This window comes from Bremerella alba, assembly GCF_013618625.1.
GTDB classification, from domain to species: domain Bacteria; phylum Planctomycetota; class Planctomycetia; order Pirellulales; family Pirellulaceae; genus Bremerella; species Bremerella alba.
In genome coordinates this window covers 357,295-369,719 of sequence record NZ_JABRWO010000001.1, presented here as the reverse complement: position 1 = coordinate 369,719, position 12,425 = coordinate 357,295, and the positions used below count along the sequence as shown (strand labels likewise).

Annotated in this window: 8 protein-coding genes; 3 read left to right on the top strand and 5 right to left on the bottom strand. The window is 55.4% G+C overall.

Annotated features, from left to right (window positions below; translation table 11 throughout):
* Window positions 1-27 precede the first annotated feature (27 nt).
* From HOV93_RS01445 to HOV93_RS01435, 3 genes are all read left to right on the top strand, one after another.
* Window positions 28-2,844 (top strand): PSD1 and planctomycete cytochrome C domain-containing protein, encoded by a 2,817-nt coding sequence (locus HOV93_RS01445; protein WP_207394662.1) that lies wholly within the window; start codon window positions 28-30, stop codon window positions 2,842-2,844.
* Between the two features lie 51 nt (window positions 2,845-2,895).
* Window positions 2,896-4,365 carry a DUF1501 domain-containing protein gene (locus HOV93_RS01440; RefSeq protein ID WP_235989668.1) on the top strand — a complete coding sequence of 490 codons (1,470 nt, stop codon included), beginning with the start codon at window positions 2,896-2,898 and terminating at the stop codon, window positions 4,363-4,365.
* An 80-nt stretch (window positions 4,366-4,445) separates the two neighbouring features.
* On the top strand, window positions 4,446-4,718 hold the full coding sequence (locus tag HOV93_RS01435; RefSeq protein WP_207394661.1) for a hypothetical protein: 273 nt from the start codon (window positions 4,446-4,448) through the stop codon (window positions 4,716-4,718).
* 53 nt (window positions 4,719-4,771) lie between these two features.
* Here the strand turns inward: HOV93_RS01435 and HOV93_RS01430 are convergent, their stop codons facing one another.
* From HOV93_RS01430 to glgA, 5 genes are all read right to left on the bottom strand, one after another.
* Window positions 4,772-5,941, bottom strand: coding sequence for a TlpA family protein disulfide reductase (locus HOV93_RS01430; protein ID WP_207394660.1), 1,170 nt, complete (start codon window positions 5,939-5,941; stop codon window positions 4,772-4,774).
* Window positions 5,942-6,118: 177 nt separating this feature from the next.
* Window positions 6,119-7,303, bottom strand: coding sequence for a TlpA family protein disulfide reductase (locus HOV93_RS01425; protein WP_207394659.1), 1,185 nt, complete (start codon window positions 7,301-7,303; stop codon window positions 6,119-6,121).
* Between the two features lie 238 nt (window positions 7,304-7,541).
* Window positions 7,542-9,716: an alpha-amylase/4-alpha-glucanotransferase domain-containing protein gene (locus HOV93_RS01420; RefSeq protein WP_207394658.1), complete on the bottom strand. Its 2,175-nt coding sequence runs from the start codon at window positions 9,714-9,716 to the stop codon at window positions 7,542-7,544.
* 163 nt (window positions 9,717-9,879) lie between these two features.
* A complete protein-coding gene (locus HOV93_RS01415; RefSeq protein WP_207394657.1) occupies window positions 9,880-10,899 on the bottom strand; it encodes a galactose-1-phosphate uridylyltransferase in 1,020 nt (339 codons plus the stop codon).
* A 29-nt stretch (window positions 10,900-10,928) separates the two neighbouring features.
* Window positions 10,929-12,410, bottom strand: a complete 1,482-nt coding sequence (gene glgA / locus HOV93_RS01410) for a glycogen synthase GlgA (protein WP_207394656.1) — start codon at window positions 12,408-12,410, stop codon at window positions 10,929-10,931.
* Window positions 12,411-12,425 lie beyond the last annotated feature (15 nt).

Below are 12,425 nucleotides of genomic sequence, written 5' to 3'. Positions count from 1 at the left end.
TAGAATAGGTGGGACATGGTTTTTATCATGCCCCACCTTTGGATCTATCCCTCCCTAACTCAGTGGTTCATTTCTATGCGGACGCTCGCATTGCCGCTTGTCGTGATCGTGGTTTTAACGTTCACGGCCCAGGCATCGGCTGAAAATAAATTTTCTCCCGAGCATATCGAGTTTTTCGAGAAGTCGGTTCGTCCCGTCTTGATAAAGCGATGCATTGAGTGCCATGGCCCCGAAAAGCAGGAAAGTGGTCTGCGGCTAGACGCACGTTCGGCGATCGTCGAAGGGGGCGATTCCGGTAAGGTCGTCGTCGCAGGGAAGCCAGATGAAAGCAGTCTGGTTCAGGCGGTTCGGTACGAAACGACGGAGATGCCTCCGAGCGGTCAAATTCCGGCCGAGGAGATCGCAGCGATCGAACAGTGGGTCAAACTGGGGATGCCGTGGCCCGAAGAGGCCGAACCGCTGCGTCCAGCCTCATTCGACGAGCGATTGGTCGACGACAAACAGCATCATTGGGCCTATCAGCCCATCCAGAATCCGCCGGCACCTAAAACCGAAGGTGATTGGGCCACGAATGACATCGACCGCTTTGTGCACCGCCGGCTAAGTGAAGCGGGTATCGCACCGAGCGAGCAAGCCGACCGGCGCATTCTGATCCGGCGTGCTACTTTCGATCTCACTGGTCTTCCTCCGACGGCGGAAGAAGTTGCCGCGTTCGTCAACGACAAGGACGCGAATGCCTTCGAGAAGGTAATCGATCGCTTGCTGGCTTCCGATCAGTATGGTGTGAAGTGGGGCCGGATCTGGCTGGACGTTGCCCGGTACTCGGATACTCGTGGTTACTTGAACGATGGACAAGATAGACGTTTCCCCTATGCCCATGCCTATCGCGACTACGTGATTGATGCGTTCAACCGCGACACGCCCTACGACGAGTTCATCAAGGAACAGATCGCCGCAGATTATTTCGCGGAAGAAGGAGATCGGCGTCTGGCCGGGCTGGGGCTGATTCGCATTGGTCGCCAGTTCCTCAAGCGTCAAGACACCATCGACGATCGCATCGATGTCGTCACACGGGGTGTCCTCGGTTTAACGGTGGCCTGTGCCCGATGCCACGATCATAAATACGATGCCATCAGCACGGCTGACTATTACGGACTGTATGGTATTTTCGATCAACTCGAAGAGACAACACCGCTGGTTGGTCCCATTGATGCCGATCCGCTATACCCGGAATTCAAGAAGAAGTTGGATGAACTGCAAGGCGAATTAGACCAACATATCGCCAAGGTCGATCGAGCAATCCGCCTCGAATCGTCGACCCACTTTTTCGATTTAATCGTCCGGGCCGTCTCGAAAAAACAAGCCGTCGAGATTGCCAAGTTCGAGCAGAACGAACTCGACAGCAAGAACGTTCGTCCGCACCTGGTGAGTAAGTGGAAGCAATTCGCCGATCGCGAGTGGAAACCCAATGATCCGGTTTGGGGACCGTTGTTCAAAGCACGCGAATTGGGAGATGACCCTTATGCGTCGCAAGCTGAAACGCTTCTCGTAGACTGGACATCCGAGCAAAGCCCGTTGAACCCTGCTGTACGCGACGCCCTAAAAGCGGCCCAGCCGATGACGTTGCCGGCTCTGGTCGATACCTACGATGAACTGCTTAAGCCGATCGGTCAGGCATACCGCGATGCTGGCTTCCTGAAGGAAGCCGTCGACAAGTTGGAAGGTCCCCAGGCCGAAATTGCCAAGTCTCTTTTCGGTCGATTCTCGCCGCTGATACTCGATGACAACGACGTTCGACGGGCGAACTTCACCAGCGACCGTAACCACCAGAAGAAGCTTGAAGGAAAGATTCGAGGGCACGAGATCGATTCGCCTGGATCGTCTCCACGGGCGATGGCCGTAGTCGATCGCGATAAGATTCACGACCCACAAATTTTCTTACGAGGCGACCCAGGCCGGCGTGGCGATCGCGTGCCGCGGCAGTTTGTGCGTGTGCTAAACGATGAGTCCGATTCTGCCTATACCAACGGAAGCGGTCGACTGGAACTGGCCGAAGACATTGTTGCCGACGATAACCCACTGACGGCACGAGTGATGGCGAATCGCGTTTGGATGGGGCACTTCGATCAGCCGCTGGTGCTCACGCCGGGCGACTTTGGTATTCGTAGTGATCCACCCACATTGCCGCTGTTGCTGGATCACCTGGCAACGTCCCTGCAATCGAACGGTTGGTCGCTGAAGAAACTGCATAAATACATCATGCTCTCTTCGACCTATCAGCAGTCGAGCAAAGACCGTCCTGAGGTCCGCGAGAAAGACCCCGAGAACCGTCTTGTCTGGCGGATGAATCGGCGACGATTGAGCTTCGAGGAAATGCGTGATGGGATGCTGGCAGCAAGTGGGGCGCTCGATGCTTCTCTTGGGGGGCGTGCGGTTAAAATCTTGGAGGTCCCCTTTCTTCCTCGGCGAACCGTTTACGGATTTGTGGATCGACAAGACCTGCCGAACCTTTATCGGGCATTTGACTATCCGAGCCCCGACGCAATGAGCCCTGACCGCTCTAAAACGAGTGTTCCTCAGCAGGCCCTATATCTGCTCAACAGCCCCTTCGTGCAGCGTCAGGCGCAATGGGTGACTGAAATGTGGAAAGACGACAAATCGCTTTCCGACGACCAGCGTCTCGAGCGACTCTTCCAGACCTTGCTTCAACGATCCCCTACAGAGCAGGAGTCGGAAATGTTACTGAAATATGTCGAATCATCGAACGACGAAGAGAAGTGGAACAAGTGGGACAGTGTCGCCCAGGTGGTGATGGTCTCTAATGATTTCATGTTCGTGGACTAACCCTTTTCCGTCCGCTGCCCCTCTCTCGCAAGTAAGAACCGGAACAAGATTATGAATAGCCAATACCCCCATCATCCTGAAGCTTGCATGAACCGCCGTGACATGCTTTCCCGCATGGGAACCGGTCTGGGAATGCTGGGTCTGGCCGGTCTGCTGGGAGATGAAAAACTGCTGGGGGCCGATGCTCAGTCGGCAGCTCAGGCTGCGTCGTATCAGAATCCACTTGAGCCGAAGCCTCCGCACTTTCCGGCCAAGGCGAAGCGCGTGATCCACTTGTTCATGACCGGTGGTCCTTCGCATGTCGATACGTTCGATCCCAAGCCCCTGTTGGCCAAATACGATGGAAAGCCGCTGCCTGGGGGTGAGAACCTTCGGACGGAACGTAAAACGGGTGCCGCCATGGCGTCGCCGTTCAAGTTTCAGAAGTATGGCGAGAGTGGTATCGAAGTCAGCGAGCTGTTTCAACACACGGCCAAGCATATCGATGACATTGCCGTGATTCGTTCGATGCAGGCTGAGGTTCCCAACCACGAGCCATCGCTGGGGTTGATGAACTGTGGAGCCTCGGTCGCGGTTCGCCCTGCGTTTGGTAGTTGGCTGACCTACGGCATGGGAACGGATAACCAAAACCTGCCAGGCTACATGGTGATGTGCCCTCACGGCTATCCGACCAAACAGACCCAGAACTGGCAGTCGGCCTTTTTGCCCGGCGTGTACCAGGGAACGTATATCGACACGCGGCACACAGAAGTCGAAAAGCTGATCGAGAACGTGAAGAACTCGAAGCTATCGCTAGAAGAACAACGCCAGCAGATCGACCTGCTGCAGCAGATGAATCAGGCCCACCGCGAGCAACGCGGATTCGATCCGGCGTTAGAGTCTCGCGTGCAGTCCTTTGAGTTGGCCTACCGGATGCAGATGGAAGCCACCGACGCGTTTGACGTTTCGCGCGAACCAAAGAATGTGCTGGAGGCTTACGGCGACGGAATCCAAGCTCGGCAAATTCTGATTGCCCGACGCTTGGTAGAACGGGGCGTACGCTTTGTGCAGGTCTTTCACGATAAGGGCCAACCGTGGGATAGCCACGACGATCTAGAGAAGTCTCATCGCCGCTTGGCAGGACAGTGCGATCAGGCGATCGGTGCTTTAATTGCCGACCTGAAACGCATGGGGCTGTTTGAAGAAACGTTGATCCTGTGGGGTGGTGAGTTCGGCCGCACGCCGACCGTCGAGCTGCCCAAGCCTGGGTCGAATCAGGGGAAAGTGAACGGACGCGATCACAACCACTACGGTTTCACCTGCTGGCTGGCTGGCGGAGGGATCAAGGGTGGTCAGGTTTACGGGGCAACTGATGAGACCGGCTTCAAGGCAGTGGAAAATCCGGTGCACGTGCACGACTTGCATGCCACGATGCTGCACGCGTTAGGCTTCGATCATAAGAAGCTCACCTACCGCTATGCCGGACGTGATTTCCGACTGACCGACGTTCACGGAAACGTCGTTCACCAACTACTTTCCTAGGTTCACGTTTGACGAACCTGGGACGAGATTCGGTGTCTATCTGGGGCTAAGCAACCCATTTCACCCGAAGGATCACCAGGATGGCTCGCTGCGAACTGTGCGGGGATGAAGCTTTTAACGAGCATCATTTGATCCCGCGCCATTGCCATCGCAAGTCATGGTTTAAGAGCCGGTTCTCGAAGCAGCAAATGCAACAGACGATCGATGTTTGCCAGGTCTGCCATCAGATGATCCATCACGTCATTCCCGATGAAAAGGAACTCGGCCGCAGCTACAACACCATCGAGTTGTTGACGGCCCATCCAGAGTTCGACAACTATCTCAAGTGGAAAAGAAAACGGGTCCGCAATTAAGTCGGACCCGTTTCTTATTCCTGCTCAAAAGCAAATAGTCGGTCGGGGGGGCCTTACTTTTGCTCAGCAGCAGGTTCTTCGCTTTCTAATTCTGGGGCCTCGACATCGGGAAACGCTTGGGCGAGAAGCTCCGCGAGTTTATCGCCGCGGGCATCGGTGGCTTGGACGATGCCGTCTTTGCCAACGAAGATCATTCGGGGAATCGCGTTGATGCCGTAGTGTCGGGCGTTCTCGTCAGAGAAGCCGTTATAGTCGTCTCCTTCGGCGTTGCAGACAACGATCCAGGGTAGCTCGCGATCGGCAACAAACTGCTCGACCTCGGCTTTTGCATCGTCGAGGCTGATTGCGACGATTTCAAACCCATGCTTGTGGTAGGCATGATAAAGCTGCTTCAGATGTGGAAACTCGCCAATGCACGGTCCACACCAGGTCGCCCAAAAATCGACCAGCACAACTTGGCCACGCAGCGACTCCCAGGCCAATTCTTTCCCGGCGAGCGTTTTCCCCTTGATACGTATTTCGTTGCCGTTCAGGTTGACCATGCGCGAGAATCCTTTGAGGTCTTCCGACGCTCGCTGGACTTCCGCGACATCCGAACTAGCAAAGTGTCGAGAAAGCTCGTCGGCGATTCGTGCGGCCGTGGTATCAGCGACCACCGAGGAAAGGTTTTTGGCCAGAGTCATCGCCAATTTGGCCGAAGCAGGGGCGACTTCCATCGCCTGGATCTCGGTCTGTAGGTTTTCAGCCAGCGCGAGTCGCTCTTCAGCAGACTTATCCCGAGTGAGCATGAGTTGAAGCGTCATGCTGGCATCTCTAGCGGCCAGCGCGACGTCGGGTTCCTCGTGTTGAGAATACGCGGTCAGTTCTTTCAGCAAGGTATCGATACTCTCTTCATTGCCGGTTCTTGCCTGGGCCATGCGGAGTGAAAAGCGTGTCCAAATTAGTTTGTGCTTGAACTCGATATCGGAGTCGATGGCCCACAGGGTATCCATCATCGCGAGCCCTTGCTCCAAACGATCGGCAATCGGGAATGGATTATTCGGATCACGCATGAATGTTTCAAACTGCGTAAAGCCGGTGTGGGCCGTTTCGGGCTGAAAGGTTTCAGCACTGGCTGGCGGAGTCTCGTCTGCGGATGGGGCATCTGCCAGAAGCAGAGTTCCCTGGGCGAGTAATCCGGTCAACAGCATCGAAAAAATGGAAGTGATCGACCCGCGTTTCATGTGCCTCTCCTCGCTGGCGGTCATCATTACCGGGGCGGATCTCGTCACGTAGAAACCCCGGTTGGTACCAATCCATTCTAAGTTACGAAAAATGGCTGCCTATTTTCATAAGCAGCCATCGTGATTATCAAATTGTTGCAGCAACTTGTTTTTGTTGATGCGTGTGAGGTCGCGGAACTATTCCGTCTCGGCCTCTGCCTGCTTCGCGTCAGCCGGTTCGTCTTCTCCTGAAGCATCGACGTCGGGATAGGCTTCGGCGAGCAATTGGCCAAGGTTGTGGCCGCGAGCTGTCAGCGAGGTTACGTTGCCATCTTTGCCAACGAGAATCATCGTCGGGATTCCGCTGATTCCATAACGTCCGGCGTTCTCGTCAGTCCAGCCCCGTTCCCCTTCGCCGCGTTGATTGAAGACGATCGTCCAGGGAAGCTCATGCGTCTGCATGAATTCATCGACGGTCGATTTTTCGTCGTCCAGACTGATCCCGACAATCTCGAGTCCGTGGGGATGGTAGGTCTCGTAGAGACGCTTCATGTTGGGGAACTCCGCGATGCAAGGGCCGCACCAGGTTGCCCAGAAATCAATGAGGACCGTTTTCCCCTCGAATTTAGTCGCGAAGTTTAGGTCTTTCCCATCGAGCGTCGTGCCGGTGATTTCGATTGGGTTGCCAGGCAGGTTCAAGCGGTTCGAGAGACCGATCAAACGTGTGGCGGCTTCTTGCACCGAGGGGTCTTCAGTCGAGCTGAAGTGAGTTGCCAGGTCCTTGATTTGTTCTGCGGCCAACTCCGAATCCACATATCGGGAGATCGTATTGGCGAGCGTCGCAGCCAAGGTAGCCGTACGGGTAGTTGGTTCCGTCTCGATGATCGGCGCTTTCAATTCATTAAGCAGCTCGCTCTGTTCTGACGCAGAAAGCTGGCGTAATTGACTTAGCTCAATCGAGAGAAGCATGTTCTCGGCATGCAATGCAATTTCAGCGTCTTCGCCTTGAACGAGATCTTTCAGGAAGGCAATCGCGTTTCCCTCGGTGCTATCTTCTTCTCGATCAATCGCCATGAGCAATGAAAACTTCATGGAGATCGCTTGCTTGGTTTCTCTCGGCGTGCGGTCCAAATCCCAGGCCGCGTCGATCATCTCGATCGCTTTTTCAAAACGCTCAGGGGTCGGTAGGTTATCGCTACCACCGGTGCGGGCGACAGCCATGGCTGCGTTGAATTGGTCCTGAAAGGTTTTCGGCGCAGCTTCTTTCACTTCGGTCGAAGCCGCCGCGTCATCGCCGGTGTCTTTCGCCAAAAGAGGGGTGTTGGCTGCGATCTGTCCGGCGGCCAGTAATGCGGCTAGCGTAAATGTCCAAGCAAATTTCATTACAAACTCTCCCTGTTATTTTGAAGATTCATTGCGCATTTCTCTTTGCGCCAATTTGTATGTAGGGGTTATCTCATCCTACGCACAACATAGAAGAATGGTTTTGGGTTAAGGAAGAGAGAAAGCAAAATTGCGGCATGTACGCGCAGAAATAAGGGGACTCGACCGCTAGCGATCGAGTCCCTTGGTTAAAGAATTGCCTGAGGGTGAGATTGCTTACACCCAATGGGCTATTTGTTTAGCTAGCGTTTACGCTTTCCCGTATTTCTTTCGGCAAGCGGCTTTCCGCGAGCAATGTGTCGATATCCAGCTGCATGACGACGCTCCAGCGGCCTTCGGCATCGCCTTGGACCCACCAGTGAGGCATCATGCAGACACTTTGATGGACCATTTCGAAACCCCCTTCGGACTGGCTGACCGTCGAGATGGGGAACGTCCACAGGCTCGTCGGGCGATCGGCACTCCAGCGGCAATCGATGCCCAGCCATTCGTCTTTCACGCCGAGATCTTGAACTTCGTGCAGGTCGAGTTGCGTACCCAGGTGTCCTAGCTTTTTGCCGTCGGCCTGGTGGAAATACCGATCGTCGGCACCGGAAGGAAGACCGGCCAGGTTCATTTCCACGGCGAAGTGCAGGACTTGATCTTGCGGCAAGCCTTCTAGCAGATAAGCAATTTCCAGGCTGCTGCTGCCGGCGCTCATGGTGACCCCTTTGGTAATCTTCAGCGGGATTCCCCAGGCGTTACCCATCCGCGACATCTGAACCTGAATGCGGTCGGGGTTGCGTCGCACTTTGGCGTCGAAAGGTGAACCCACAAAGTCGCCGCGTTCCATGGCATTGTTCAGCGCCACTTGTTCCAGCGAAGCGTTGTTGTCAAAGAAGTGATCGACCAACGCCTTTCGCTGATAGGTGTCGTACTGCAGCATCTTGTCGAGGCCTTCTTGCTTGAAGACGACGCGATCGTGGATCGATGCGACTTCGCCTCCAGCGGCCGAAGGACCGGCAAGTACCTTGCGATGGTAGGCTTCAGGGCGACGCGACAGAGTCGCCAACAGGTTGTGGCAGATCGAACGAACGTCGAGTTCGTAAATCGTACCGCCGCTGGCCGGGGCCATCAAAGCGACTAGCTTGTCGTCTTCCAGACGAACTTCTTTGCGGCCATCGAGATTGAAATCGGCAACCTCTGCTTCGATGAAGCTGGAAGCTTTATGCTCGGCCTTGTCCAGCAGATTGTCGGCAGCAATCAAGTGCTTGAAGACCGCATTGCGAAGGTGCGGCAGGTAGGTTCCGCCGAACGCACCGTGCCAGTAGCTGCAGTTGCACTGACCACGGTAAAGTTCCTTCTTGGCCTGGGCCAACAGTTGCGCGTCGCCACCATTTTGCTCAGCGGCGTGTAGGCGATTGCTGATGCCCAGCGCTCGGCAGTACATTTCGTCGGTCTCGGGGTAGCGAACTTTGAAGTTCCGCCAGTAACCGCCGCGGATGTACTTTTTGATTTGCGGCCAATGTTCCTGGTGTTCCAGTTCGTGAACCATGTCCTCGAACTCGACTTGCTGCTGAGCCGGCATTGCCCACTCGGTCATCTCGCGGTAACTGCCTTCGGGGATGTAGGTCTTGCCGACAGGCGCGAGTGCTTCCGAGGCTTCGGCGAGCGTGGTAGTCAGCAGCCAATCTTTGTTGGCGGTGAGCAGTTCAAAGAACTGAGCCAGCCAGCCGCGATCGTAGACGTGAGCCTTCGTGTCGGGCCAGGTACCGAATTTTTCGCCATCGTCGCCGAATACCAGAACCGAGCCTGGGTGCTGTTCGGCAATGCTGTGCATGTAGTCGATCGTGTCTTGGGCCGGTGCGAACGGGAGAAGATAACGCAGGCGTTCGCTGCCAGGGAAGACATTGAGCAGCTTGCCGCACTCTTCTGTAACGTAGTGGCCGTAGAGCTCTTCCTGAGGGATGCCGGCATTTTTGAAATGGAAGTCATCCAGGATGGTGTACTGAATGCCTGCGTCGGCGATTTCTGCCGTGAGGGGTTGCTCCCACACGCGTTCTGGCATCCACATGCCTTGGATCTTGGCGCCTAAGCGATCGGTCAACCACTTGGTGTACGTTTCGATCTGGCCGACACGATCGCGCGGCGGAATCATCGGGAGGATCGCTTCGTAGAAGACACCGCCAATGATTTCGATCCGGTCATTCTTAACGTGAGTGGCCAGGCGATCGAGGTATTCAGGGTGATGTTCGTCGAGCCATTCCATCAGCGGGCCGCTGGTGTGCAGGCCAATCTTGATATCGGGATAGCAGTCAAACACGTCCAGGAACGGGAGGTAGCTGTCCTGATAGGCCTGCTCGAAGACACCATCGAAGTTGCCGATGGGTTGATGATTGTGCAGTACCAAGCAAAGACGGATCGTGTTGCTCATGATTTTCTCGGGGGAGTTTTCGGGAGTTGGGGAGGTCGTGCGGCGGAGTACGCCCATTTAGATACAGGACGAATCGGCAGAACCGGTAACCCTTTGCTAGCTTTTCCAAACGAGTTTGACGGAAGGTCTACGGTGACCTTTCAGGTTGTGCGGACCTTATCGATCACAGTGACTCTCGAAGGATCCGAGCGGCTCGCTCGGGAGAGAGTGGGTTCACATAAAGACCCGTCCCCCACTCAAAACCTGCCCTGACCGTCACGCGCGGCAAAACCTCTACATGCCAGTGATAGTGATCTGGCGAGAATGTGTCAAACGGCATCGTGTGAATCAGGTAGTTATATGCCGGGAAATTTAATGCCTTTTCCACTCGCACCAGGATCGAGCGTAACAACAAGGCAAGCTGCTCTAATAGCGTAGAGTTTGCCTGCCCGAAATCGGCCTGAGAAGCGCGCGGCAGAATGGTCACCTCGAACGGCATGCGCGACGCATAAGGACACAACGCAACCAGTTGGTCGTCCGCGTGCACGATCCGTGTTCCTGCGGCCAGTTCGCTCTCGATGAGATCGCTCCAGAATGAACGCTGGGTCTTTTGGAAATAGGCCTCACCAGCGGCCAGTTCCTGCTCGATGATCGGCGGAATGGTGCGGGTGGCCATCAGCTGACTGTGCGAGTGCTCGAGCGAAGCACCTGCCGCCGGGCCGTTGTTTTTAAACAGCTGAACGTAACGGCAACGGCCTTCCTCGCGGATCGCATTGAGCCGCATCTGATACGCCTGAAATGTCAGGATCGCGTTTTGCTCAGGCAACTGGGCAAACGAGCGTACGTGCTTGGGCGACTCGACAATGACTTCCTGAATTCCGCTGGCCGTGACCGACTCGGAAAAGGGACCAGACGTTTGGGGAGGATGCTCAGGGAAATCAGGCGAGAGCGACGGGTAGATGTTCGGCAGCACCCGGACTTCCCACGGCTCTTGATCGTTCTTGCGGCTAAGATTCTGGGGCAGAACGAGTCGTTCGTGCGGTGTGGAATCTTCGTGACCACCGCAGAAAGGGCATCGCATGGCCGAAGGGGCCGGAATGGTCGCATTCCACTGCTGCGGACGACTCTCGCGACCTTCGGCGATCACGACTTGAAACCCGAGCAGTGGGTCTCGACGAAGCTCATTTCCGGAACTAGGGTTCACGGCGACATCCTTGTCGGCGGCGACCAACTTTAATTGTTGCGGCGTGCTTCGAGCGTTTTCTGATAGAGTTCAATGTATTGCTGAGCACTGCGATCCCAAGACCAATCTTGTGCCATGCCGGTCTCGATGATCTGCTTCCAGGTATCAGGCTGTTCTTGGTACGTGGTGATGGCGATTTCCAGGATATCCTGTAACGCCTCGGCCGTGTACTCCCGGAAACTGAAACCATTGGCTGTGCCCGTTTCGAGCGTCACCGGCGACATGTTGGTGATCGTGTCGGCCAGGCCGCCCGTTTCGCGGACAACTGGGACAGTACCGTACTTCAGACTATACAGCTGATTGAGTCCGCATGGTTCGTATAGGCTGGGCATCAGGAACATGTCCGCCCCGGCTTCTACGCGGCGAGCTTTTCCTTCGCAAAACTCGACTTTTACGCCGATTTTGTTGGGGTACAAGCTGCTAAGTTCTTTCAGCATCGCTTCGTGATGAGGTTCACCGGTTCCCAGAATCACCCACTGGCAATCGCAGGTTTGGGCGCGTTCACGAATCACCTTGGCGACCAGGTCAAAGCCTTTTTGATCGGCCATGCGTCCGACCATGCCAATGATTGGTGCCTTGGGGTTGGTCGGCAGGTGGAACTCTTTTTGTAACGCCTCTTTGCACAGCGGCTTGTTCTGTTGCCAATTGCTCAGGTCGTATTGGGCCGCAATGTCGTCGTCGGCCGCCGGATCCCAACGCGTGTAATCGACACCGTTGACGATCCCTTCGAGTACCGAGCGGCGTTCTCGCAGGGCACCTTCCAGGCCGCAACCCATGGGCTGCGATTGAATTTCTTCGGCATAACGTGGACTGACCGTGGTGATCGCGTCCGCGAAGACGATGCCGGTCTTCAGGAAGTTCAGATGGCCGAAAAACTCCATCTGATGCATGTTGAAGTACTTCCAGTCCAGGCCCGTCAGCAGCATGTCCCAGTGCCAGAAATTTCCCTGGTAGGCCATGTTATGAATGGTCAGCACGCTGGCGATGTTCTCGTAGCCGTGTGTGGCGCTGTACTCGATATTCAAATAAGCCGGGATAAGGCCCGTTTGCCAGTCGTTGCAGTGCAACAGATCGATATTCAGATCGAGCAAACGAATCGCTTCCAGTACGCTGCGGCAGAAGAAGACGAATCGTTCGCAGTTGTCTTGGTAGTCGGTCCCAGCTTCGCGATACAACTCAGGCCGATCGAAATACTCGTCGTTCTTGACAAAGTAGATCGGAACATCCGAATTGGGCAAATAGGACTTCAGGAGTTGCCCCGAGGCGACTTGACCTCCGACTGGGACGTCGAAGTAAATCGGCAGCTCTTCAATTGGCAGCCCAGACTTATAGATGTGTCGAAAGGCAGGCAAAATCACGGTGACATTGTCGACCATGCCTTGCAATGCGATGGGCAAAGCGCCTGCTACATCCGCCAGCCCCCCGGTCTTGGCGAATGGATAGACCTCACTGCTGGCAAAAAGAACGTTCAAGGGGGCTCGGCTCCG